This is a genomic window from Parahaliea mediterranea, assembly GCF_017255185.1.
In the GTDB taxonomy this organism is placed as follows: domain Bacteria; phylum Pseudomonadota; class Gammaproteobacteria; order Pseudomonadales; family Halieaceae; genus JAFKCZ01.
In genome coordinates this window covers 12886-37470 of record NZ_JAFKCZ010000020.1, presented here as the reverse complement: position 1 = coordinate 37470, position 24585 = coordinate 12886, and the positions used below count along the sequence as shown (strand labels likewise).

Annotated in this window: 24 protein-coding genes; 12 read left to right on the top strand and 12 right to left on the bottom strand. The window is 66.3% G+C overall.

Going from position 1 to position 24585, the window contains the following annotated elements; translation table 11 throughout:
* Window positions 1-7 precede the first annotated feature (7 nt).
* The 7 genes from JYP50_RS20145 to JYP50_RS20115 all read right to left on the bottom strand — a co-directional run bounded on the left by JYP50_RS20145 (window position 8) and on the right by JYP50_RS20115 (window position 6762).
* Window positions 8-1315 (bottom strand): mechanosensitive ion channel family protein, encoded by a 1308-nt coding sequence (locus JYP50_RS20145; protein WP_206562366.1) that lies wholly within the window; start codon window positions 1313-1315, stop codon window positions 8-10.
* A gap of 92 nt (window positions 1316-1407) precedes the next feature.
* Window positions 1408-1998 carry a hypothetical protein gene (locus JYP50_RS20140; RefSeq protein ID WP_347136879.1) on the bottom strand — a complete coding sequence of 197 codons (591 nt, stop codon included), beginning with the start codon at window positions 1996-1998 and terminating at the stop codon, window positions 1408-1410.
* A gap of 221 nt (window positions 1999-2219) precedes the next feature.
* A complete protein-coding gene (gene rluB, locus JYP50_RS20135; protein ID WP_206562365.1) occupies window positions 2220-3125 on the bottom strand; it encodes a 23S rRNA pseudouridine(2605) synthase RluB in 906 nt (301 codons plus the stop codon).
* Window positions 3126-3133: 8 nt separating this feature from the next.
* Window positions 3134-4069 carry an SMC-Scp complex subunit ScpB gene (scpB, locus tag JYP50_RS20130; protein ID WP_206562364.1) on the bottom strand — a complete coding sequence of 312 codons (936 nt, stop codon included), beginning with the start codon at window positions 4067-4069 and terminating at the stop codon, window positions 3134-3136.
* 2 nt (window positions 4070-4071) lie between these two features.
* A complete protein-coding gene (locus tag JYP50_RS20125) occupies window positions 4072-4920 on the bottom strand; it encodes a segregation and condensation protein A (protein WP_347136875.1) in 849 nt (282 codons plus the stop codon).
* A gap of 364 nt (window positions 4921-5284) precedes the next feature.
* Entirely contained in the window at window positions 5285-5908 is a 624-nt protein-coding gene (locus JYP50_RS20120; protein ID WP_206562362.1) for an L-threonylcarbamoyladenylate synthase, read from the bottom strand.
* Window positions 5905-6762: a PHP domain-containing protein gene (locus JYP50_RS20115; protein WP_347136873.1), complete on the bottom strand. Its 858-nt coding sequence runs from the start codon at window positions 6760-6762 to the stop codon at window positions 5905-5907. Before JYP50_RS20115 ends, JYP50_RS20120 begins: the two co-directional genes overlap by 4 nt.
* A 122-nt stretch (window positions 6763-6884) precedes the next feature.
* On the opposite strand from JYP50_RS20115, the gene JYP50_RS20110 reads away from it, so the two are divergent.
* The 6 genes from JYP50_RS20110 to JYP50_RS20085 all read left to right on the top strand — a co-directional run bounded on the left by JYP50_RS20110 (window position 6885) and on the right by JYP50_RS20085 (window position 10592).
* Entirely contained in the window at window positions 6885-7520 is a 636-nt protein-coding gene (locus JYP50_RS20110; protein ID WP_206562361.1) for an inner membrane-spanning protein YciB, read from the top strand.
* A gap of 13 nt (window positions 7521-7533) precedes the next feature.
* Window positions 7534-7833: a YciI family protein gene (locus JYP50_RS20105; RefSeq protein WP_206562360.1), complete on the top strand. Its 300-nt coding sequence runs from the start codon at window positions 7534-7536 to the stop codon at window positions 7831-7833.
* Window positions 7834-7906: 73 nt separating this feature from the next.
* On the top strand, window positions 7907-8587 hold the full coding sequence (locus JYP50_RS20100; protein WP_241263369.1) for a TIGR04211 family SH3 domain-containing protein: 681 nt from the start codon (window positions 7907-7909) through the stop codon (window positions 8585-8587).
* Window positions 8588-8633: 46 nt separating this feature from the next.
* On the top strand, window positions 8634-9206 hold the full coding sequence (locus JYP50_RS20095) for a peptidylprolyl isomerase (protein WP_206562359.1): 573 nt from the start codon (window positions 8634-8636) through the stop codon (window positions 9204-9206).
* A complete protein-coding gene (locus tag JYP50_RS20090) occupies window positions 9203-9970 on the top strand; it encodes a pyridoxine 5'-phosphate synthase (RefSeq protein ID WP_206562358.1) in 768 nt (255 codons plus the stop codon). Before JYP50_RS20095 ends, JYP50_RS20090 begins: the two co-directional genes overlap by 4 nt.
* Window positions 9971-10025: 55 nt before the next feature.
* Window positions 10026-10592, top strand: a complete 567-nt coding sequence (locus JYP50_RS20085) for a nuclear transport factor 2 family protein (protein WP_206562357.1) — start codon at window positions 10026-10028, stop codon at window positions 10590-10592.
* On the opposite strand, the gene JYP50_RS20080 is transcribed toward JYP50_RS20085, so the two are convergent.
* Window positions 10558-11250: a 50S ribosomal protein L11 methyltransferase gene (locus JYP50_RS20080; protein WP_206562356.1), complete on the bottom strand. Its 693-nt coding sequence runs from the start codon at window positions 11248-11250 to the stop codon at window positions 10558-10560. The genes JYP50_RS20085 and JYP50_RS20080 overlap by 35 nt on opposite strands.
* Before the next feature lie 99 nt (window positions 11251-11349).
* On the opposite strand from JYP50_RS20080, the gene JYP50_RS20075 reads away from it, so the two are divergent.
* Complete coding sequence (locus tag JYP50_RS20075) at window positions 11350-12015, top strand: pseudouridine synthase (protein ID WP_206562355.1); 666 nt, start codon at window positions 11350-11352, stop codon at window positions 12013-12015.
* Here the strand turns inward: JYP50_RS20075 and JYP50_RS20070 are convergent, their stop codons facing one another.
* Entirely contained in the window at window positions 12016-12834 is an 819-nt protein-coding gene (locus JYP50_RS20070) for a sulfurtransferase (RefSeq protein WP_206562354.1), read from the bottom strand.
* A 69-nt stretch (window positions 12835-12903) separates the two neighbouring features.
* Here JYP50_RS20070 and JYP50_RS20065 point away from each other — a divergent pair, with 69 nt between their 5' ends.
* Entirely contained in the window at window positions 12904-13407 is a 504-nt protein-coding gene (locus JYP50_RS20065) for a DUF2244 domain-containing protein (protein WP_206562401.1), read from the top strand.
* 108 nt (window positions 13408-13515) lie between these two features.
* Here the strand turns inward: JYP50_RS20065 and JYP50_RS20060 are convergent, their stop codons facing one another.
* Window positions 13516-15903 (bottom strand): FAD-binding protein, encoded by a 2388-nt coding sequence (locus JYP50_RS20060; protein ID WP_206562353.1) that lies wholly within the window; start codon window positions 15901-15903, stop codon window positions 13516-13518.
* 196 nt (window positions 15904-16099) lie between these two features.
* Window positions 16100-17200 (bottom strand): AraC family transcriptional regulator, encoded by a 1101-nt coding sequence (locus JYP50_RS20055; RefSeq protein ID WP_206562352.1) that lies wholly within the window; start codon window positions 17198-17200, stop codon window positions 16100-16102.
* A gap of 201 nt (window positions 17201-17401) precedes the next feature.
* Here JYP50_RS20055 and rimO point away from each other — a divergent pair, with 201 nt between their 5' ends.
* A complete protein-coding gene (rimO, locus tag JYP50_RS20050) occupies window positions 17402-18718 on the top strand; it encodes a 30S ribosomal protein S12 methylthiotransferase RimO (RefSeq protein ID WP_206562351.1) in 1317 nt (438 codons plus the stop codon).
* A 7-nt stretch (window positions 18719-18725) separates the two neighbouring features.
* Entirely contained in the window at window positions 18726-19445 is a 720-nt protein-coding gene (locus JYP50_RS20045) for a 16S rRNA (uracil(1498)-N(3))-methyltransferase (RefSeq protein ID WP_206562350.1), read from the top strand.
* An 18-nt stretch (window positions 19446-19463) separates the two neighbouring features.
* On the opposite strand, the gene JYP50_RS20040 is transcribed toward JYP50_RS20045, so the two are convergent.
* Window positions 19464-21944 (bottom strand): TonB-dependent receptor, encoded by a 2481-nt coding sequence (locus JYP50_RS20040; protein ID WP_206562349.1) that lies wholly within the window; start codon window positions 21942-21944, stop codon window positions 19464-19466.
* A gap of 283 nt (window positions 21945-22227) precedes the next feature.
* Here JYP50_RS20040 and JYP50_RS20035 point away from each other — a divergent pair, with 283 nt between their 5' ends.
* Window positions 22228-24231 (top strand): alkaline phosphatase D family protein, encoded by a 2004-nt coding sequence (locus JYP50_RS20035; protein ID WP_206562348.1) that lies wholly within the window; start codon window positions 22228-22230, stop codon window positions 24229-24231.
* A 168-nt stretch (window positions 24232-24399) separates the two neighbouring features.
* The gene (locus JYP50_RS20030; protein ID WP_206562347.1) at window positions 24400-24582 is read left to right on the top strand and encodes a hypothetical protein; all 183 of its coding nucleotides are present in this window, start codon (window positions 24400-24402) and stop codon (window positions 24580-24582) included.
* Window positions 24583-24585: the final 3 nt, after the last annotated feature.

The following is a 24585-nucleotide window of genomic DNA, read 5'->3' as shown; positions in this document are numbered from 1 at the left end:
AGCAGCACTAGGCGGGCTGCTGCCCACCGTCCTGCTCCGGCTCGTCCGGCACAATCACCGAAGCGATTGCCGGGGCATTGCCGTCGCGCACCGCGCGATAGGCCGGCGAGGTGATCTCGATCTTATGGCCGTGGAACTCGTCCAGGATATTGGCGTGCAGCTCGGAGTAGATGCGCGGAAGCTCCCCGGACTTGCGGGTCCAGCCATTCACTTCGTACACCACGTAATTGTCTTCCAGGGACACCTGTAGCACGAAGGGTTCCGGATGGCTCGAAATGTCCCTGGTGCGCCGGGCGGCGCTAATCAATAGCTCGTTGACGGTCTGCCAGGGCACGTCGTAGCCGATGCTGATACAGCTGTGGACCAGCAGGCCGGTCTGCCCCATGTTCTTGCTGTAGTTGATGACGTTGTTGTTCAGCACCATGGAATTCGGAATGGACACGATCACGTTTTTCAGGGTCTGGATGCGGGTGACGAACGTGCTGCGCTCCACCACCCGGCCGCGGACATCCGACACCGTGACCTGGTCGCCCACCTGGAAGGCGCGGGTGTAGGTAAGGACCACCCCCGCCACCACGTTCGCCACCGCGGTGGTGGAACCGAGCGACACCAGCACCCCGACGAAGATCGAGATGCCCTGAAAGGCCGGGGAGCTGGACCCCGGCAGGTAGGGAAAAATAATCACCGCGGTAAGGGCGTAGATCAGCAGGCGGATCAGGCCGAAGCTGGTGTGGGCCCATTCGGGGTAGAAATTGCGGATGTGAATCCGGCGCCCGGCGATGCCGTCGAACACCAGGCCGATGATGCGGATGGTGTAGCGCGCCACCACCAGGATGACCGCGATCGTCACCAGATTGGGCAGGTAGGACACAAAGCCCGTCCACACGTACTCCAGGGCGTGATAGACCAGCAATATCAACTGCACCGCCAGGGACATGGTCCAGTCCGAGGTCAGCAGAACCCCAATCAGGGCGGCGACGCCCAGTACCAGCGACAGCAGCCAGCTGACCCCGCGCCAGACATTCAGCCAGAAGTGCTTCATCTCCTCGGCGGACACCAGGTCCTGCGCCTGCCAGCGCAGGGCCTTGAATCGGCCACTTGGAAGCTCTTCCAGAAAGTGCAGGCGCCGGCTGATCAGCAGGCGGGCAAGCAACAACAACAAGATCGAAATGCCGGCCAGCGACGCGGCAATCACCAGCCGCAGCAGGGGGTCGGTGTCGTCCAGGTGGGAAAAAAAAGCCAGTAGCGCCTCCGCCTCCGGCAGGGTATCGATCAAGGCCTCAACGGGCTGTTCGCCCACGGCAGGGTCTGGCATGGCGTTGTTGGCTTGTAGTTTTAATGAGGCCATCATAGCAGCCCCCCCGCGATGCGCCAGCCCGGCCGCCGCCGGTTATACGAGGTGAGGCACTAGCCGCCCTCGATCGCGGCCAGCGGCACCCGGTACTCCTCCGCGCCATCCACGATCACATGCCAGGTGTCACCGTACAGCTGCGCGTCGACCTGCCTGCCCTTGGTGGCATTCACGTAGTCGGCCATAAAGTTAAACGTAAATTCCTCGCCCCCGGGACTGGTCACCACGATCGAAGCCTGGCCGCCCTCCATGCGCAGAATACCCGCGGGGCAACTGGCCATATCGTCGCTGTCCAGGGTTCTGCAGGGCAGCAAAGTCGTGGCGTCGTAGTCCGCGGTAGTGTAGGGCTCCGTGGGATTATTGGCGTCCGCGACCTGATCGGCCTCACCGGCATCCCAGTAGACGTAGACCGATTCATGGGGAAACCGGAAGATCAGTCCCGCGCTACCGAGGCCGGACTGCCGGTACACCGCCCCGCCCTGCGCATCGCGAAAGTTACCGGGCGCATCGCCGACCGGCTCCAGGCGATGGACCACGCCATCCGCTCGCGAAATGGTGATATAACCCTGCCGTTGGGAAAACCGGCAGGGGCCGCTGTTGTCGCTGTGGTCCTCGCCCGCGGAATAAATATCACAGCGGGCGGCCACGCTATCGGCCAGGGCGGGCGGGACGATAGTCAGGATCGCTGCGGCTAAGAGCCACGCACCCGCGCGCGGGAGAACGGGTTCAGTCGGACGAATCATTGGACGATCTCCGGAGCAATCTCAGTAGCATACAGGCTACAGCGCACAATAATCACGGCGCCCCCTGGCAATCTGGCAAACCTCGAGCGGCGGACAACCGCCGCCGGGAGCAGCCCCTCCCCTACCTACCTGGCGCGCTTCCCGGGCTTGCTCTTTACGGGTTTACGGCCGGGCTTCTTGGCCACGCCCCGCCCCTCGCGCTTGCCGAACTGGCGCTCCATCTTTTCGCGCTCCTTGCCGGAGGCGCGGCGCACCTTCTTCTGGGGCAGGTCCGCCATGCGGTAGAGGCTCTTGATTTCCTTCGATTCCAGCTCGGTCCACTGGCCCTGCTTGACCCTGGAGGGAATGAACACCTCGCCGTAGCGCACCCGCTTGAGACGCGACACGGTCAGGCCCTGGGATTCCCACAGCCGGCGCACCTCGCGGTTGCGCCCCTCCATGATCACCACGTAGTACCAGTGGTTGATGCCGTCGCCGCCGCCGTCCTGGATATCGGTGAAACGCGCCACGCCGTCCTCCAGCATGACCCCCTCCAGCAGGGCATCGAGATGCTCCTGGCGGACATCGCCCATCACCCGCACCATGTACTCGCGCTCGATGTTGGAGGACGGGTGCATCAGGGCGTTGGCCAATTCGCCATCGGTGGTGAATAGCAGCAGGCCGGAGGTATTGAAATCGAGCCTGCCGATGGAAATCCAACGGCCCGACTTGAGCTTGGGCAGGCGCTCGAACACCGTGCGCCGGCCCTGGGGATCCTTGCGGCTGCACACCTCGCCGGTGGGCTTGTGGTAGAGAATGCAGCGGGTTTCCTCCGCGGGCGGGCGCTCCAGGGGCCTGCCATCGATGGCGATGCGCGCGCTGTCGTCCACCCGATCGCCGAGCCGGGCGGGCTTGCCGTTGACGGCGATGCGCCCTTCCTCGATCCAGCGCTCCATTTCCCGGCGGGAACCGAGGCCGGTGCGGGCCAGGACTTTTTGTAACTTCTCACCGCTCTTGTCGGCGGGGAGGTCCGGTTTGGCTTGTTTTGACATAGGCTGCATCAGGCGCGCTCGGGGTGGTCGTCACCGTCCCCGGCGCCGGCCGGGTCGGGGTTTGCCGCTGGCGGTTCGTCGCCATCGGTATCGGTATCGGTATCGGTATCGGCGTCGGGCGCCCCGGCCGGGATCACGGTTTCACCCGCCTGCGCCATGTCGTCCACGGCTGGCGCCGCCGGTTCGTCACCGTGGCGGTCCACGGCCGCGGCCCCGGGCCCGGTATCGGCGTTGTCACTATCCGGGTCGTCGCTGCCGGTGCCCGCGACAGCGCCTTCGACAGCCACGCCGACACCCTCAACATCGGTGCCACCGACCACCGCCAGGGCCTGTTGGGGCGAGGCCTCCGCTTCGGCTGGCGCATTGGCGGCCTCGGAGCCGACCGGGTCGGAGAAGCCCAGCTCGGCGTTGAGGGTTTCCAGGTCGCGGATCTCGGCCAGGGCGGGCAGCTGGTCCAGGTTCTTGAGGTTGAAATAGTCCAGGAACTGGCGGGTGGTGGCGTACATGGCGGGCCGCCCGGGTACGTCCCGATGCCCCACCACGCGAATCCACTCCCGCTCGTGCAGGGTCTTGATGATGTTGGAACTCACCGCCACGCCGCGAATTTCCTCGATCTCGCCCCGGGTAATGGGCTGGCGGTAGGCGATCAGGGCCAGGGTCTCCAACAGGGCGCGGGAATACCGCTGCGGCCGCTCGTGCCACAGCCGGGCCACCCAGGGGCTGAGGTTCTGCCGCACCTGGAAGCGGAACCCGCTGGCCACCTCCTGCAGCTCAAAGCCGCGCTCCTCGCAGCGCGTGGCGACCTCCGCCAGGGCCTCGCGGATGGCGGTGTTGTCCGGGCGCTCATGGTCCTCGAACAACTCGCCGATCTGGGCCACGGACAGGGCCCTGCCGGCGGCCAGCAGGGCGCCCTCGATAATCTGTACCAGGTTGACTTCCGACATGCTCACTCGGACCGGGCTTTCACGTGAATGGGCCCGAAGGGCTCGCTCTGTACGATTTCCACCAGGGACTCCTTGATCAATTCCATCACCGCCAGGAAGGTAACCACCACTCCCAGGCGCCCCTCGTCCGCGGAAAACAGCGCCACAAAGGGCACGAACTGGACACCGGACAGTTTCTCCAGCACCTCGGACATGCGCTCGCGAGTGGACAGCGCCTCGCGCTGGATGTGATGACTCTCGTACATGTCAGCCCGGCGCAGCACCTCGCCCAGGGCCAACAGCAGCTCGCGCATGTCCACTTCGGGGTCGGGCCGGGTGCGATTGAGGTCGGGGGGGTTGGCGCTCGCCACCCAGGTGTCGCGCTCCTGTCGCGGCAGCTCCTCGATGTCCTCGGCGGCCTTCTTGAAGCGCTCGTATTCCTGCAAACGGCGGATCAGCTGGGCTCGGGGATCCTCTTCCTCCTCGTCCACATCGGTGGAGCGCGGCAGCAGCATGCGCGACTTGATCTCCGCCAGCATGGCGGCCATAAGCAGGTACTCTGCCGCCAGCTCGAACTTCATGGCATCCATCAGGTCCACGTAGGCCATGTACTGTTCGGTGATCTTCGACACGTCGATCTCGAGGATATCGAGGTTCTGGCGGCGAATCAGGTAGAGCAGCAGGTCCAGCGGGCCCTCGAAGGCCTCGAGAAAGACCTCCAGCGCCTGGGGCGGGATATACAGGTCCTTGGGCAGCTCGGTAATCGCCTTGCCCATGACCACGGCGAATGGCATTTCGCCCTGCTGGGGCGCCTGGGCGCCGGGCTGCGGCGTCTCCTCCCCGGTCGGGGCCTGCGGATGGGTCTCGTTCACGCGTTCACCTGCCATATATTGGGGCGAGTATACCTGAACGCGGCGGGAATTTGGTCGAATGAATGACCCAAAAAGCGGGGCCGGCCCTCGACCCCACGCGGTCCGGGTGCATTCCCCCTGTAGGGCGGAATCCATTCCGCCGTGGTCGAATGAATTCGACCCTACACGGTCGGGGGGTATTCCCCTGTAGGGCGGAATTCATTCCGCCGTGGTCGAATGAATTCGACCCTACACGGTCGTGGGGGTATTCCCCTGTAGGGCGGAATTCATTCCGCCGTGGTCGAATGAATTCGACCCTACACGGTCGGGGGGGTATTCCCCTGTAGGGCGGAATTCATTCCGCCGTGGTCGAATGAATTCGACCCTACACCGCAAATGGCTCGGGGTCGCCCTTGCCCTGGCGCGTCACCACCGGCAGGTCGTCCGCCAGGTCCACCACCGTGGTGGGTTCCATGCCGCAGTAGCCGCCGTCAATCACCAGGTCCACCTGGTGTTCCAGTAACTCGCGAATGTCGTAGGGGTCGATCAGCGGGTATTCATCGCCGGGCATGATCAGGGTCACGCTCATCAGCGGGTAGCCCAGGTCCGCCAGCAGGGCCTGGGCGATGGCGTTGTCGGGCACCCGCAGGCCCACGGTCTTGCGCTTGGCGTGCATCAGTCGCCGCGGCACCTCGGAGGTGGCCCGCAGTATGAAAGTATAAGGCCCCGGCGTGGCGTGCTTGAGCAGGCGGTAAACCGTGTTGTCCACGCGCGCGTAGGTGGCAATTTCCGACAGGTCGCGGCACACCAGGGTGAAATTGTGGCGGTCGTCCAGCTGGCGGATACGCCGGATACGGTCCAGGGCCTGTTTGTCGCCGATGTGGCAGCCCAGGGCGTAGGCGGAGTCGGTGGGATAGACCACCACGCCACCGCCGCGGATGATATCCACCGCCTGGCTGATCAGCCGCGCCTGCGGGTTCTCCGGGTGGACCTGGAAAAACTGGCTCACAGCGCTGCCTCCCGGGAAGTCGCGGGGCCCTGCCAGCGCTCCCACACGCAGGGCAAACCCTCAGGCGCCCTGAACTCCACCCCGAGCTGCGGCCCGAAGGTGCTGTCGCGGTGGTAATCACTGCCGGCGGAAACCGCCAGGCAGCACTCCCGGGCGAGACGGCGCAGTTGCGCGGTCTGGTCCGGCGTCTGCCGGCCGTTGACCAGCTCCAGCGCGGTCCCCCCGGCGGCCCGGAAATCCGCCACCAGGCGGCGCAATTTACTGGCGGTCAGCTTGTACTTGAGGGGGTGGGCAACAATGGCGACGCCGCCCGCGGCCACGATCCAGCCGGTCACCTCCGCCAACTCCGGCCAGAACGCCTTCACGTCCCCCGGCTTGCCCTGGCCCAGGTATTTGTCGAAGGCCTCGCCAACCGTCGCCACATGCCCCTGGGCCAACATCCAGGCGGCGAAATGCGGCCGCCCCAGCTGGCTGTCCCCGGCCTCCGCCACGGCCCCGTCGAGGGCCCCGGGAAAGCCCAGTTTATCCAGCCGGCGGGCGATTTTGGCGCCGCGCTCGTGGCGGGCAGTGGCGAGACGCGCCAGGCCCTCGCGCATGGCGGGGTGCGCCACATCCATGCCCAGGCCGACGATATGCACGGTAACCCCGGACCAGCGACAGGAGAATTCGACCCCCGACACCAGGGTCAGGTCCTCGCCAAGGGCGGCGTCGCGCACCGCCAGGTAACCTTCCACGGTGTCGTGGTCGGTAATGGCAAAATAGCGGATATTGCGCGCCACCGCCCTGGCCAGCAGGTCGGCGGGGCTCAACTCCCCGTCAGAGGCGGTAGAATGGGTGTGGAAGTCAATCAGCACAGACCGTACACTCTCGTTCCCGATTATTCAGCGTTGCCGGTATCGGCTGCGGGGCGCCCACGGGGCGCGCCACGGCCGTGTAGAATGCGCATGGTAACACGCCGGAGCCCGCCACAAGCCCTATGAGACAACTCGCCGAATTTATTCCCATCGCCCTGTTCTTCATTGTCTACCAGATGAAGGGCGAGACCCTCGCCGTTGGCGACTGGAGCTATACCATCGACGGCATTTTCAGCGCCACCGCGGTGTTGATGATCGCCACCGTGCTGCAGGTGCTGCTCACCTGGGTGATCACCCGCACCCTGGAGCGCCGACTGCTGTGGCTGCTGCTGGCGGTGTGCGTGTTTGGCGGCGCCACCCTGGTCTTCCGCAACGAGGCCTTCATCCAGTGGAAGCCCACCATCTTCAACTGGGTGCTGGCGCTGGTGTTCGGGGGCTCACAATTCATCGGCGGCAAGAACCTCATGGAGCGCACCCTCGGCAGCCAGTTGCGCCTGCCGCACGCGGTGTGGGCCCGCCTCAACCTGCTGTGGGTGGCCAACTTCATTATTGTCGGCGCGCTCAACCTGGTGGTGGCCTACGGTTTCAGCGAGGAAGCCTGGGTGAGCTACAAACTCTACTCCGCCATCGGCTTCACCGTGGTACTGACCGTGATCACCGCGCTGATGATCGGGCCCCACCTGAAGGACCAGGACGACCCCGACCCGGCCGGCGGCGATGGCCGCGGCGAAGCCCGCGACAAAGCCACCAACAAATAACAGGAGCCACGCCATGTACTACGCCATCATCTGCGAGGATGTCGACAACAGCCTGGCCCTGCGCCAGCAGGCCCGCCCGGCCCACCTGGCGCGCATCCAGGCGCTGGTCGACGAGGGCCGCCTGTTGGTGGCCGGCCCCCACCCGGCCCTGGACACCGAGGAGCCCGGCGAGGCGGGCTTCACCGGCAGCCTGATCATCGCCGAGTTCGACAGCCTGGAGGACGCCACCACCTGGGCGGACACCGACCCCTACGTGGACGCCGGCGTGTTCCGCCACGTGGTGGTTAAACCCTACAAGCGGGTTCTGCCCTGAACCGCGGGCAAACCGTGTTATTCTAGGGGCCCACGGATTCGACCCAACCAACCGATCGATCAAGGAAACTGTCTTGCTTCGCATTACATCCCTTTTCGCGCTGCTGTATCTCGGCCTGGGCGCCGGCCTCGCCCTGGCCCAAGAGAACCGCTATATCAGTGACACCCAATACATCCCGCTGCGCAGCGGCGCGGGCAACGAGTACCGCATCGTGCACCGCGGCCTGCCCTCCGGCACCCGGCTGACGGTCCACGAGGAAAGCGCCGATGGCGAATGGGCCCGCATTACCACCGCCGGCGGTGACGAAGGCTGGCTGCGAGCCCAGTACCTGATGACGCAGGAGCCGGCCGAAAGCCGCCTGCGCCGTGTCCAGGCCCGCGCCGAGCAACTTGAGGCACAGAACCGGGAGCTCGGCGAGCAGGTGACGGCCCTGCAATCCGAACGCAGCGAACTGAGTACCCAGGTCAGCGATACCGGCAGCAACCTGACCCAGGTCACCGAGGAGCTGGCCCACCTGAAACAAATCTCCGGCAAGGCGGTCCAACTGGACGCGGACAATCGCCGGCTGGCCGAGGAATCCGAGAGCCTGCGGGCCGAAGTCGACACCCTGGAAGCGGAAAACCAGCGCCTGCAGGACAAGCTGCAGAGCAGCGCCTTTATCGACGGCGCCCTGGCGGTGTTACTGGGGGTGATCATCACCCTGGTGGTACCGCGGCTGTGGCCCAAACGCCGGCGCAGTTCCGGCTGGGCCTGAGCGACCCACCCACACTGACCGATTGAACGGCCCGAGGAAACCCGACATGCTGAGAGCCCTGACCCTCACCCTGACGCTATTGCTGGCGCCCTTCGCCGGCGCCGCCGAAAGCGGCCTGCCCAACCCCCAGGTGGTGATCAAGACCAGCCAGGGCAACATCACGCTGCGCCTGTTCCGGGACAAGGCACCGGTCACGGTGGAGAACTTCCTGAACTACGTGGAAGCCGGTCACTACGACGGCACCATCTTCCACCGGGTGATCCCCAACTTCATGATCCAGGGCGGCGGCTTCATGCCGGACATGAGCGAAAAAGAGACCGGCGAACCCATCGTCAACGAGTCGGGGAACCGCCTGCACAACATCCGCGGCAGCGTCGCCATGGCCCGCACCGCGGACCCGGACTCCGCCACCGCCCAGTTCTTCATCAACCAGCGCACCAACCTGCGCCTGGACTGGGCCCCCGGCCAACCCGGTTACACCGTGTTCGGCGAGGTCACCGACGGCATGAACGTGGTGGACTACATCGCCACCTCCCCGGTGGGGAATGTGGGCGGCCACAGCGACGTGCCGGTGGAGCCGATCATCATTCAAACCATCGAGCGCAAGAGCCTGCTGTGATCGCCCTCTCGGTCAACCTCAACAAAATCGCGCTGATCCGCAATTCCCGGGATACGCGCAACCCGGACATCCCCGCGCACGCACAGATGTGTATCGACGCGGGCGCGAACGGCATCACCGTCCACCCCCGCCCCGACCAGCGCCATATTCGCGCCAGCGATTGCTTTGACCTGGCGGCCATGCTCAACGTGGAATTCAACATCGAGGGCAACCCCATGGCCGGCCCGCGCAAGAGCGGGCGGGACGGGGTCGGCGACTACCCGGGCTTTATGGAACTGGTGCGCGAAATCAGGCCGGCCCAGTGCACACTGGTACCCGACGGTGATGCCCAGCTCACCTCCGACCACGGTTTCGACCTCAAGCGCGACGGCGACACCGTGGCGCCCCTGATCGCAGAACTCAAGTCGCTGGGGATCCGCACCAGCCTGTTCATGGACCCGGACGAGGAACAAATCCGGCTGGCGGCGCAAACCGGCGCCGACCGTATAGAACTCTATACCGAGTCCTACGCCCGCGCCTATGAGCGCCGGGACGATGTGGCTACCATACTCGGGCAATTCGCGCGCGCCGCGGAGGTGGCGGCGGAACAAGGGCTCGGCGTGAACGCCGGGCACGATCTGGACCTGCACAACCTGCCTGGTTTCGCCGCCGGGGTCCCCGGCCTGCTGGAAGTCTCCATCGGCCACGCCTTGACGGTGGACGCCCTGCGGATGGGCCTGGCGGTAACCGTCGCCGCCTACCAGCGCGCGCTCGGAAAAACATGAGCCGGCATCCCTAGACACATCGCAACGGGGCCGGACGCGACACAAGGAATACCCCATGTCCGACCCCTCCCCCCTGGACCCGCGCCTCGAGGCGCTGCTCGACAAACAGGCCATCACCGAACTGGTGTACGCCTATTGCAACGCCGCCGACCGCCACGACAACGACAAGATGCGCAGCCTCTATCACGAGGACGCCATCGACGAGCACGGCCAGTTTTTCCAGGGCCCGGCGATGGAATTCATCGATGCGCTGCCGGGCATCCAGGAAAACATGCTGATCCTGCACCACAATGTCACCACATTGAACATCGTGCTGGATGGCGATCGCGCGGAGGGCGAGGTGTATATCCTGGCTTTCCACCAAGTGGCGGTGGACGGCGGCGCCATGGACGTGCTGATTGGCGGACGCTACTTCGACAAATACGAAAAACGCGACGGCGTATGGAAATACACCCACCGCGCGGTGGTGGCCGACTGGGTAAAGGTGGACCCGGAAACCACGGTGGACCTCGAGCACCCGATGATCGAGGGCTCGCGTATCGGCACGCCGGGACAGGCGGACCCCTCCTACAGCTTTTTCGAGATCTTCAATTGGGGCAAGGGGCCGCACCAGTACCGGTAACCACTTCCCCCAGGTAGATGCGCACATCGCGAAAGGCCGCCGACTCGTCCAGGTCGGGCAGGGTGTGCGCCTCCCGGGCGGCGATCTGGCGGTAGCCCGGGGCGCGGAAGTCCTTGACCCTGGAGTCGGCCAGCAACACCCGGTCCGCGCGCAGCAGGAAGCGCTCCAGCCAGGCCAGGTTGGCCCTGTCGTAGAGTACATCCGCCACGATCAGCAGCTCGACCTCCCCCTTCACCGCATCAAAGTTATCGCAAAGCTCCAGGGACACCCCGTTCAGCGCGGCGTTGGCGGCGGTCGCCGCCAGGGCGTCGGGATCGATATCACAGGCCACCACCTCCCGCGCCCCGGCGAGCGCGGCGGCGATCGCCACCACCCCCGATCCACAGCCAAAGTCGAGCACCCGCTTGCCGCGCACCCAGTCCGGGTTCGCGAGCAACCAGTCCGCCAGCACCAGCCCCGAGGCCCAGCAAAAGACCCAGTACAGGGGGTTGTTCATCACACGCTGCACAGTGTCGGCATCGAGTTCGCCCTGGGGATAATCGGCGTTTAGCAATTGCAGCGACAGGGGCGCGGCAATGGGCAGCGGCGTGGTTTCCAGTCGAGCCGCGGGCAGGATGGCGCACAGGCGCCGCTGGAGCTGGGCGAGGGCTTCGTTCACAAGATGCTCGGTCTGTCTTCGGGGAGCGGCATTATCCGCGCCTGAGACCCGGCGCGCCAGGGTGGCCCGCCACGGGGAATCCCGCTAGCATAGCGCGCCATGTCCGACGCCCTGCCCCCCTACATCGTCCCCCACAGCCAGGAACCGATCCTCGTGCTGCACGAGGACGAGCACCTGTTGCTGGTGCGCAAGCCGGATTTACTGTTGAGCGTTCCCGGCCGCCACCCCTTGAACAAGGATTGCCTGATCACGCGCTTGCAGCGGGATTACCCCAGCGCCAGTATCGTGCACCGCCTGGACCTGGACACCTCGGGCATCATGATCATTCCCCTGACCCGCGAGTGCCACGCCCATATCAGCCGCCAGTTCCAGCAGCGCCGGGTGGAGAAGACCTACACCGCGGTGGTGTGGGGGGAGCCGGCGCGGGACAGCGGCGAAATCGACCTGCCCATCGCCTGCGACTGGGACAACCGTCCCCGGCAGCTGATCTGCCACGAGCGCGGCAAGCAGGCCCTCACCCGCTACCAGGTACTGGAGCGGCGGGGCGATCGCAGCCGCCTGGAGCTGTCGCCGGTGACCGGCCGCTCGCACCAGCTGCGCATCCACATGCGCGAACTGGGCCACCCCATCCTCGGCTGCGACATGTACGCCCACCCGGAGGCGCTGGCGATGGCCGATCGCTTGATGCTGCACGCCACCCGCATCGGTTTTGAACACCCCGCCACGGGTACCTGGCTGCGCGGCGAATCGCTCCCTGATTTTTAGTCAGAGGTAGCTACACCAGTCCGACCAGCTGCCCGGGTAGAGCCGTGGCTCGTGGTGACCCAGGCGGACCAGGGTGAACAGATTGACACAGGCGGTCACCCCCGAGCCGCAGTAGACCACCAGGGCCTCGGCCTCCAGCGCCTCCCCCCAGTGCTCGCGCAGGCCCTCGGCATCGCGCAGGGCTCCCGCCGCCGTGGTGGCGCCCTGCCAGGGACGGTTGAGCGCGCCGGGGATGTGTCCGGCCACCGGGTCGATGGGCTCCTCCAGGCCCTCGTAGCGGCGGGGTTCCCGCGAGTCGATCAGCCAGGCCCCGGCGGCCTGGGCCTCGCGCAGGCCGGCGATATCACAGCAGCCCGTCCAGTGGCCGACATCCGGCGCCTCGCAGGGATCGGGTTCGGGCACCAGGGTTTCCGGCTCTCCACCGGCCGCCAGCCAGGCGCTGTAACCGCCGTCCAGCAGCCGCGGCGGCCGGTAGCCCAGGCTGCGCATCATCCACCACAGCCGCGCGGCGAAGGCAAAGCCGTTGTCGTCATAGGCGACAACCTCGCTGCCCCGATGGATGCCCAGGCCCGCCAGGGTCGCGGCGAAGCGCGCCGGCTCGGGCAGCGGGTGACGGCCGCCGTGCTCGGCCGGCGGCGCCGACAGGTCCCTGCCCAAATCGAGGTAGAACGCCCCGGGAACATGACCCGCGTCGTAGGCTGCGCGGCCCGCGTCCGGATCCGCCAGCGAGTAGCGGCAGTCCACCACCAGGGCCCGCGCCAGGGCCTCCCTGTCATCCGGGGCCACCAGCGACGCCTGCGCCTCAAGACTGTCAACCATGACGGATACCTCCTGCTCCAATGCCGTAAGTCAGCTAAACTTAACAGGAAATGTCACCGGAAGCGCCCCGTGGTTACCTCCCGCCGACACAAGCACCGATTGACCATCGTCGCCAGGCCCAATCACTCGGCCAGCTGGCGCGCGAACAAACTGGTGCTGCTGGTGCTGGCCGTGCCCTCCCTCGGCATCGCCACCGGTTTCGCGCTGGCGGGGGCCTGGCCCATCCTGCCCATCGCGGGGCTGGAACTCGCGGCCCTGGGCGGCGCGCTCTACCTGGTGAACTGGAAGCTGCAGTACCGGCACATCATCACCTTCGACGACGAGCGGGTGCGGATCGAAAAGGGCTACTACCTGCCCCGGCAGAGCTGGCAGTTTCCCCGCGAGAACACCGGGATCAGCGTCGACCGCGAGCGCCACCCCTGGGAGGGGCCCGGCATCTGCCTGCACAGCCGCAGCGAGCGCGTGCCGGTGGGGGACTTCCTCAATCGCGACGACTGCCTGGCGCTACTCACCCTGCTGCGCGGGGAATTGCGCGTGCGCGGCCACGGCGACCGGCTGGAGCGCCTGTTTTAGGACCCGCCCGGGGCGGGCCACTATCCAGTCGTGGAATTGACGCGCCGGTATTGCCCGGCGCGGTCGACGCACTCCCTTGCGCGCCCCCGCCGGGCAACACCGCCGGCGTCAAAAACTGCCGGTATCCGGCTTGGCGATAAAATCGTTCTGGTCGAGGGCCTGCACCGGCTCGCAATCGCTGTCGCCGCCAAAACACCAGCTGGGGTGGGACACGAAGCTGTTGGAGACATTGGCGTTGTGGTGCCGGTTGTAGAGGTCGTAGCGATAGCTCTGCCCGGCCACCATGTCCACGCAGCCGGCGGGGCGGCGGGGGCTGGCGTTGTAGCCGACTTCCGCCACCTGCGACTTGTTGATCCACACCGAGGAACAGCTGTTGCGGCCGGTGACGATGGTGGTACCGGGACTGCCGTTGTCGGTGCCGAAGCAGTAGCGCCCCGTGGCCGGCGCCACGAACTCGGCGGAGAACATCACCTCCCAGGAACGGTTCCAGTTGCCCGCGTTGCCGCCCCAGGCCGGGTTCCAGTTGAAGGTGGCGGCGGTGTAGGTGTGATTTTCCGAGGCGTAGTCCCAGCCGGCGCGCATGTTCTGCGCCTGCTCGGCGCCGAAGTTGCCTTTCATTTCATTCCAGTCGTCGGCGTTGCCGCAGCTGCCGTCGGCGAAGAAACCGTCGCCCCAGCCGAGATCGTCGATGCGCGCGTACATACCCGAGAAGTTGTTGGGGTGCTTGTCGGCGCAGTCGCTGATGCCGTCGCCATCGCTGTCCAGGCCGGCGCAGGCGCCGTAGTAGGCCTGGGCGAAGTCGCCGCCTTCCTGGGGCGACACGAAACCGGCGTCCCGGGTGAAGGTGTTGCTGAACACGCCGTAGGGGTCGAGCTGGGCAATCGCCTGGTTAAAAGTATTGCGCTCCGGGGCGTTGCGCGCCTGCAGGGCGGGCAACTGGAACACCCACTCGTCGTTCTTGCCCCAGTGCGGCCAGTAGTCAAAGTTCTCCACCAGGTGGGTCACGATCTCCCGGTAGGGGGTGTTGACGTGCGCCTCGAGCCCGGCCTCGTCCAGGCCGTAGCCCCAGTACTCCACGAACTCCAGGTGCACCATGCGCTCGCCGTCGACAATACCGTTGCGGGCGTGGTTGCCGGAGATCAACAGGCCGTCGTCGGCGTTGTCGAAGCGCATGATGGTGCCGATCAGGGGCTGGCAGATGCCGTCCCGGTTGTAGATGCTGTTGAGGTACTGCACCGCGTCCTGGATCTGGCTGAAGGGCATGGCGCCCTCGTATTCGAGCTGGGAGAAGCTGGGCTGGTTATCCAGGAATTTCTCCGGCTGCAGGGTGATCATGCGGTGGGAGGGCCCGGTGAGCACCGTGTGCCGCGAGGCCACCGGCGACAGCGGTTCCGGGCCCTCGGTGATCACCAGCGGCGGCTGGTCGCGGTACAGCGCCAGTCGTGTGTTCTCGATGCTGCACTGCTGGCCCTGGTTGCACATGGCGAACTGCAAGCCAGGCACCGCGAAGGTGGTTTCAATGCCCGACAGGTTGGGCGTAAACAGCTGGTTTTGCGCATAGGGGCTGTCCACCGGGTTGGCGGTGCGGCTGCCGCACAGCAACTGCACCTCGTCCTGCCCCGGGAACCAGGTGAGGAACACGTAATCACAGCCGGCCACCGCGGCGTCCACCCCGCCATCGGCGACGAAGCTGGTTTCATCCACGTAGCGCACTTCCATGGCGATATTGAACTGCGGCTCCAGTTTCAGGCGCGCCCGCGCCACATAGCCCAGCAGGCCGAGGTTGGTTTTCAGCGCCGACCACAGCTGGGGATCGCTCACGCCGGTCGTGCCCTCCGAGTAGGTGGCAAGGGCGCCGTCGGGGCCAACCACGTCCAGCGCCACGACGGCCGAGGAAATGGTGGAGGAGGACTGCAGCGAGGAGCCGTGGGCGCCGGTGGCGATGGCGCCGCCCACGCTGATGCCGCCGAAACCGGTGGCGCCGAAGCCGTGGCTGAAGCCCTGGGCCGCGAGGTTTTCCTGCAAGTCGTTGATCTCCACCCCCGCCTCCACATTCACCGTGTGGCTGTAAGCCTCGAAGCTCTCGACGGGGCCGATCGCGTTGAGGTGGGTGGAGCGAATCACCGCCGAATTGCCGTCGCCGCAGATGATGCTGGTGGCGGAGTGGCTGGTCCCGGCGGGCTTGACCTTGAGGCCGGAGCTCACCACCGCGCGCACATCCTCCTGCAGCTCGGCCACCGACAGCGGCTCGTAGATCGGTGCCGGCGCGCAGGCCATGCCCTGGGTGTAATAGGCCATTACCTGGCTGCCCGGATCGGCGCAATCCTCGGGGCAGTTCAGCGCGTTTTCGCCGAGCTCCGCGTCGCAATCGTTGTTGCGGCAGGAGGACGCCAGGGTCGACAGCGCGGGGCAGGATTGCGCCTGGGTCTCGGCGGCTACCAGCCAGAGGCTGAACAGCGCCGCCATCCAGGGGAAGTGTGCCAGGGGTGATCGCATGGTCTCGGTCTCCTTGCGCCCACGCGCCGGCGGTGCGCCGGAGCGGGAGCGTGTCGTTATTGTTGTTGGCCGCCCATCCCCACGGACAGGTGCCAGGCACCTTCCACCATAGCGCGCGAGGCGTCCCGGTCAATCGCAAAAATACAACTCATCCAATTGATTTATATAGATTTTTTGAAAAGACTCCGGCCGGGTGTCAATTCCAGACAGGCATCCCGGGCACGCTGTCCGCTTTCGATACCCGGGCCCCGCCGCCGGCGCGCCAGCGCCGCCGCCACTCCTGGGGCGTGAATCCGGTCCAGCGGCGCACCGCGCGGCGGAAATTGGACGGGGAGTCAAAGCCCAGGTCCCGGGCCACGGTGTTGACGCTGCGCCCCGGGTCCCGCAACTGCAGCAGGGCGCGATCGCGCGCCACCTCGTCCTTGAGCTGCTGGAAATTGCTGGACTCGTCCCGCAGGCGGCGGTGCAGCGTGCGCTCGTGGCAACCCAGCGCCCGGGCCACCTCCGCCATCGACGGCGCCGGCCCCGCGCACTCGGCCAACATGCGCCGCACCCGGGCAGCCATGGGCTCGCCGCGGTCGAACTCCGCCAGCAGCTCCCGACACACCCGCTCGCAGGCCCGGGCGGTGATCTCGTCGGAATTGGGCAGCGCCCGGGCGAGGATGCCGGTATCGAACACCAGTTCGGTGGTGGCCGCGGCAAAGCGGACCGGGCAGCCGAACAGTTGCGGGTAGCGCGCGCCGTAGTCGGGCTCGGGGTAGGCCAGGCGCAGTTCCAGCAGCTGGGTCTGGCTGCCCACCAGCGCGTGATTGAAGCGCAGGAACCCGGCCAGCAGCATTTCCAGGAAGAAGCGGCGGCCGGTTGTACCGGGCAGGGCCTCGTCAATGCGGATCAGCCCCCGCCCCTGCTCGTGGTGCAGGCTCATGCGCGCCATGGTGCCGTAGTACAGGCGCTGGAAGGTCAGCGCCAGATTGACCGCCTGCAGATCGGTGGCGGCGCTCAGCATCGCGTAGCCGATCGGCCCGTACTCGGTCACCCCCGCCGCCTCGCCGTAGCACAGCCCGAGATCGGCGCGGCCGCTCTGCGCCACTGCGTTCTCGTAGACCCGCAACAGCGCACCGGCATCCACCACACGGGGATCGTCGCCGCCGTCCACGTCGGACGCGGTCAAACCGCTGCCGCGCAGCAACACCGGCGCATCCAGCCCCAGGCTTTCCAGGTGGCGCAATGTCGCGCCGACGCGGCTGGCGAAGATACAGTAACCCGTGCCAACCGCGGCGCGCCGGCCCTCAGTCATGGCATCCCTCACCCGGGTATCCCCCGCTGTTATTGTTGTGAGGCCACTATAGCAGCCGCGCCGACGGCCCCGCAGCGGTCAGCCGCCCCCCGCCGCCAGGCCGCAAGCCGTGGTTCAGCGAGCAATACCGCTACAGACAGTGGCAGCCGCGGCCGGTATAATTCGCGCCCCTTTTCCGGCTCAAATCCCGCAGGTTATCCCATGTCCAGCAACAAGGTTGGCTTTGTCAGTCTCGGCTGCCCCAAGGCCCTGGTCGATTCCGAACGCATCCTCACCCAGCTCAAGCTGGACGGCTACGACATCGTGCCCAGCTACCAGGACGCGGAGCTGGTGGTGGTCAACACCTGCGGCTTTATCGACAGCGCCAAGCAGGAATCCCTGGACGCCATCGGCGAGGCCCTGAGCGAGAACGGCAAGGTGATCGTCACCGGCTGCATGGGCAAGGGCGACGACGCCGCGGCCATCCGCGCGCTGCACCCCAAGGTACTGAGCGTCACCGGCCCGGCCGCCTACGAGGAGGTGGTGGGCGCGGTGCACCAGTACGTGCCCCACACCCCGGTGCACGACCCCTACGTGGACCTGGTGCCGCCCCAGGGCGTGAAGCTGACCCCCCGCCACTACGCCTACCTGAAAATCTCCGAGGGCTGCAATCACCGCTGTTCCTTCTGCATCATCCCCAGTATGCGCGGCGACCTGGTAAGCCGGCCCATCGGCGATGTGATGGAAGAGGCGGAGCGGCTGGTGAAGGCCGGCGTGCGCGAGCTGCTGGTGATCTCCCAGGACACCAGCGCCTACGGCGTGGACTTGAAATACCGCACCGGCTTCTGGAACGGCCGGCCGCTGAAGACGCGCATGCAGGAACTGTGCGAGGCGCTGGGCGAGTTCGGCGTGTGGGTGCGCCTGCACTACGTCTACCCCTACCCCCACGTCGACAATGTGATCCCGCTAATGGCCGAGGGCAAAATCCTGCCCTACCTCGACATCCCCTTCCAGCACGGCAGCCCGGCGGTGCTCAAGCGCATGAAGCGCCCCGCCGCCGCGGAAAAGGTGCTGGACCGCATCCAGCACTGGCGCGGCATCTGCCCAGACCTCACCCTGCGCAGCACCTTCATCGTCGGCTTTCCCGGCGAGACCGAACAGGATTTCGAGATCCTGCTCGACTTCCTGCGCGAGGCGCAACTGGACCGGGTGGGCTGTTTCCAGTACTCCCCGGTAACCGGCGCCGCCGCCAACGACCTGCCGGATCCGGTGCCGGAAGAGGTGAAGCAGGAGCGCTGGGAACGCTTCATGGCCCTGCAACAGCAGATCAGCGCCGACAAACTGCAGGCCAAGGTGGGCAAGACCATTGAAATCCTGATTGACGAAGTCGACGCCGAGGGCGCCGTGGGGCGCTCCACCGCGGATGCGCCGGAGATCGACGGCAAGGTCTACCTCGACGGCATCACCGATCTGCAGCCCGGCGATTTCGTGGAGGCGGAAGTCACCGCCGCCGACGAGTACGACCTCTGGGCGGGCTAGGCAGCTCTTGAACCTGCTGCTGTTCACCGCCGACGACCTGCTGGCCCCCGGCCGCCTGGCGGTCAGCGACCGCCGCCTGCAACACCTGCATACGGTGCACCGCGCCCGGCCCGGCGACACGGTGCGGGTGGGAGAAACCGGAGGCTTGATGGGCCAGGGCGTACTGGTCGAACTGGACCGCCAGCGCGCGGTGATCGAATTCAGCCTCGACACCCCGCCGCCCGCCAAACTGCCGGTCACCCTGCTGCTGGCCCTGCCGCGGCCGAAAATGCTGCGGCGCATCCTGCGCAGTGCCGCCGAGTTCGGCGTCGAATCCCTGGTCCTGATCAACAGCTACCGGGTGGAGAAAAGCTACTGGCAGACGCCGGTGCTACAGCCCGGCACCGTACGCGACTACCTGCTGCAGGGGCTGGAGCAGGCCCGCGACACGGTACTGCCGGCGGTGCACCTGGAACCGCGCTTCAAGCCCTTCGTCGAAGACCGCCTGCCGGCGCTGCTGGCCGGCCGGCGGGCATTACTGGCACACCCCCGGGACGACGCCCCCCTGCCCCCGACAGACAACCGGGACGCGCTGGTGGTGGCCATCGGCCCCGAGGGCGGTTTCATTCCCTACGAGGTGGAAAAACTGCTCGATAGCGGCTTCGAGGCGGTCGCCCTGGGCCCCCGCATCCTGCGGGTGGAAAACGCGGTCAGCAGCGTATTGGGCCGGCTACTGCCGGCCCCATAGTCCCCCGAATTCCCATAATTAGAAGCGGTACTCCAGCTCCGCGCCGTACATCCGCGGGGGCGCGTAGGCCACGCCGCCCACGCCTTCGGATTCCACCAGGGCGGTGCCGCCGACAATGTACTCCTCGTCGGTCAGGTTGGTGCCGTAGAGGGAACCCACCCAGCGCTCGTCATTGGAAATCCAGGTTAGCCGGGCGCTCAGTTCAAACTGCTCGTCCTCGAACCACAGTCCGGATTCGCAGCTGGTGGCGTCGAAGCAGAAGTCCATGTCCAGCTTCCAGCTGGCCTGCACCCGCGGCATAAACACGCCAACACCGGTTTCCAGGGTGTACTGGGCCGCCAGCATGTAGGTCTGCTCCGCCAGGCGGGGCAGGTTCTCGTCCGAGCGATCCTTCGGGCAGGCATCCACCTCCAACAGGGTCAGGTTGGCCCGGGTACAACCGGGCGGCGGCGGCACGGTGGTATCCGCTACCTGAAGCTGGGTATCGTCGAACTCCTGGATGTCGCCATCGGCCAGGGTCATATTGAAGGTGACCAGCAGGTTCCGGGTGGCAAGCCAGGTGGTTTCCAGTTCCAGGCCATCGATGCTGGACTTGGCGGCATTGATGGTCGCCCCGGTGGGGGAGTTGGTTTGGGGATTGATCACCAGCGTGGTCAGCTGGCGGTTGGTGTAGTCGGTGGAGAACAGCGCGCCGTTGATCCGCAGGCGCCGCTCGAGCAGGTCCAGCTTGAAGCCCAGTTCCCAGTTCTCCACCTCCTCGGGCTCGAACTCCTCCAGATCACCGGTGGGCGCCTCGGACAAACCGCCGGAGAGGAAGCCCTCGCTGTAGGTCAGGTACAGGCTGCCCTGGTCGATCCAGTCGGACTCGCCCATCAGGTACTGCAGGCTGGCCATCGGGGTCACGTCACTGTTGTCCGTCTTGCCGCGCGCACGGTCCGTAACGACCATGTCGAAATCGGGATTGTACTCAAAGGAGGGGCGCTGAACGGAAAACAGGCCGCCGCCAAGGGCCACCACCGGACCGCCATTGGCGTCCAGTGTGGCCGGATCCAGATTCCAGTTTACCCGCTCCAGCTCGCGCTCCTCGTCGGTGTAGCGCAGCCCCAGGGTAGCCCGCCAGTTGTCGTTGAACTCCCACTCCACCTGGCTGAAGGCCGCCCAGGCCGAGTTATCCGCCGCCAGGCCCGTGGCGGTGGCATTGAGGAAAAACAGGTTGCCGATCGCGGGATCGAAAGGGCCGAGGTAGTTCAGGTTGATCCGCCCCTGGGTTTCCTCGCTAAACCAGTACAGGCCGGTGACATACTGCAGGCGCTCGTCGAAAGCGCTGCCCACCAGCTGTAGCTCCTGGCTGTACTGGTCGGTTTCCGCCGGGCCGCTCAAGCTCGGGTGCACGCTGTTGGTGCGGTGCAGGAAGGGTACGCCAATATGATCGAGTTCATCGTTTTGCGAGGCCTCGGTGTAGCGCCAGGCGGTAATGCTTTTCAGGCTGAGGCTGTCATTGATCGCCCATTCCGCGGTCAGCGAGGCGCCCTTGTTCTCCGACTCGTAGTCGCCGCCGAGGTCGGAGATCACCGTGTTGCCATCCCCCGCTTCCGCGGCTTCCTGGCAGTGTTCGTCCACGGTCTTGCCGGTGGCCGGCACAATTGCCAGGGTGTTAAAGACCGCGGCCTGCCAGCCCTCCACACTCGGCACCAGCTGGCATTTCTGCGGGCGCATGGTCTGGTCGGTCTTGGCCCAGTTCAGGTTCAGGTCCAGGGTGAGGTCGTCGGTGGGCACGAAACGGGTCTGCCAGACCAGGCTCTGGCGATCCTCGTCCATGTAGTTCTCGCCATCGAACAGGTTATCGATGTAGCCGTCGCGGGAGCGGGCGACGCCGGACAGGCGGGTCCACAGCGTATCGGTCACGGGGACATTGACCACGAAATCGCCGTCCAGGCGATCCAGGTTGCCCACCCGCATGCCGACGGAGCCCTCGAACACGTCGGTGGGCTTGTTGGTGGTGAACACCAGGGCGCCGCCGGTGGTGTTCTTGCCGAACAGGGTGCCCTGGGGACCACGCAGCACCTGCACCGACTGCACATCGTTGAGATCCAGCAGCGCACCGTCCGGCCGCCCCACGTACACCTCGTCGATATAAATGCCCACCCCCGAGTCTATATTGGCGCCGGAGTTGCGCTGCCCCACGCCGCGGATATAGACGTTGGCCAGCGGCGCATTGCCATTGGCGCTGGCGACATCGATGCTCGGGGCGATCTGGTTGAGGTCCGCCAGGTTGCGCACCCCGGCGTCGCGCAGCGCCGAGGCGTCGAGGGCAGTGACCGCCACCGGTGTTTCCTGCAGGCTCTCGGCGCGCTTGCGCGCGGTGACCACGACCTCCTCCAGCACCAGGTCCTGCGCGCCGGCGGGCGTGACCTGAAGGGCGGAGGCCACCGCCGCCGCAAGCAATACACAGGGCCTGGGCGCGAACAGGGACTTGGGGATACACGGTAAAACGGGCATGGCACACCTCGACGTTATCGTTATGTTTCGCTGTACGCGGTGCACGGCAAATGCCGCACCGCCACAGCTTCGGTAATTGCCTGCCCACATTAGAACCAGTTTCCACAGCGGCAACAAGACTCAAACCCGCCCGCTACCGGGACCACCGCAAATGATCATGCTAACGATCCAGACTGGTTCAACTATCGCAACCGAGCGGCGACGCCGCGATTCCCCGCCCGGCGTTTCAATCCCCGGGCCGCTGGGATACATTAGCGATTAAAGTTCCTGCACGGCGCGCACTATGCCCCTCTCCCGACGCCAATTGCTGGCACTGATGTCCAGCGGTACCTTTGTTGTCAGCACCCGCGGGCTGGCCGCGCCTTTTGCGCCGGCACCGGCCGCGGCCCTGCCGCTGCGCTTTCCCCAGGGCGTTGCCTCGGCCGACCCGAGGCCCGACGCGGTGATGCTGTGGACGCGCGCGGTACCCCCCGCCGGCGAGTCCCGCGCGGAGGTGCAGCTTCAAGTGGCCACCGCGGCGGACTTCGCCAATCCACTACTGGTATCGACGCTGGCGGCCAGCGCCGACAACGACTACACCTTGCGCGCCTACGTCGATGGCCTGCAGCCGGATACCCGCTACTACTACCGCTTCCTCGGCGCCGACGCCACGGTCTCGCGCGTGGGACGCACGCGCACCGCGCCGGAACCCGGCCAGCCGCGGCGGGTTCGCGTGGCTTTCGCCAGTTGCCAGAACTATGAACAGGGCTACTACGGCGCGTGGGCGCGCATGCTCGCCGACGACGAGGCGGCAGCGCCCGACCAGCAGATTGATTTCGTGCTACACCTGGGCGATTTCATCTACGAGCGCAGCTGGCACAAACGCCTGGACGGCTCACCCAACCCACGCGTACTGCCCCCCTTCCCCGATGGCAAGCACGGCGAGGACAACCGCCATGCGGTTTCCCTGGCGGACTATCGCCATCTCTACCGCACCTACCTGAGCGACCCCTGGCTGCAGGCCGCCCGCGCGCGCTGGCCCTTTGTGAGCACCTGGGACGATCACGAGTTCAGCGACGACAACTTCCAGAGCTACAGTTCCTATCACCACCAACCAAAGCTGGAGGCCCAGCGCAAACTCGCCGCCAACCGCGCCTGGTTCGAGTATGTTCCCAGTGTGCTGGACCAACTCGACGGCCAGCCCGCCCACGACCTGCGGCCCACCGAATTCACCGGCGACGAACAGACCGACAACCAGCGCGCCCGGGACAGCCTGCGCATCTACCGTCGCTTGCGCTGGGGCAGGCACCTCGATCTGTTGCTGACCGACGCCCGCAGCTACCGCAGCCCGCCCTGCCTGGAATCCGGCATGGCGGAAAAGCTGGGGCTGCCGATGAATACGGTACCGCTGATCGCTATCGCCGATGGCGGCAGCGGCTACGACGGCGGCCAGCCACCGGCCCGACTGCCCTACGGCGACGGCGCCACCCCCAACCCCGCCATGGCGCGCCCTCCCGGCACCTGCCTGGGAGCCGAACAGCGGGACTGGCTGCTCGCCAGCGCCAGGGATTCCAGCGCCACCTGGAAACTCTGGGGGAACTCCATCCCCCTGCTGCCACTGCGCGTCGACCTGTCCAGTGTCCCCTTCACCGACTACGAGGACAGCGTGTTCAGTATCGACGCCTGGCAGGGCTACCCGGGCGAGGCGACGCGAATTGTCAATGCCTTGCAACAGGCCGGCGTCACCGGGCTGGTGTCCCTCTCGGGAGACCACCACATGCACGGCGCCGGGCTCATCCACGCCGATGGGCACGACCCCGCGGCAGCACCGGTGATCGCCGATTTCAGCTGCGCCGGCATCAGCTCCTCCTCCCTGTACGACAACGTCCACGCCATCGCCGGCGAGGACCATCCCGATTTTGCCGCACTGGTCGAGGCCAGCCACGACGGCCGCACCTTCCCCAACTGGAACATGACCCTGCTGCAGGGCGTACTCGCCGCCTACAGCTTCCACCGCACCGGCAGCCCGCGCCTGGCGCGGTGGCTCGGCCCCAATGCCGCCAACCCCGGCCTGGCCTTCGTTGACAGCACCGCCCACGGCTATGGCATCGCCGAGTTCAGCGCGGAACAACTGCGGGTATCGCTGGTTTGTGTCGCGGAGGTGGACCGCACCTTCGAGGTGGCGCCGCCGGCGCGCTACACCGCGCGTTTCACCCTGCCGCTGTGGCGGGCCGGGGAGCCGCCCCGCCTGCAGGGCCCGGATTTCCTCGGCGAGCCCCCCTTTCCCTTTTCACCCACGAGCGGGTAAGCTGGCTAAAAATCCGGCGGCAACGCGAACTTCCGCTATCACAGCGCTGTCACAATCAGGTACTAGGCTGGTACTGCGACGGCCGCCCGCCCCCGGCGGGCCAGGATAGAGCCACCGCGGCGCGACTTGCGCGCTGCGGGCACGGAAGAAAAGACAACAGGAAACCCCATGAACACAGGTAACAGATCATTTGACGCCACCGAGCTGTGCAGCCGCAAGCTGTGGCAGCTGGTGAACAACCGCGAACACGCCATCGGCGAGCGCGAATTGCGGCAGGCCGTGCACGAGCTGACCGAGCGCCGCCACTACCTCCAGGAATTGCAGCAAATCGGCAAACTGGGGCAGCACTAGCCA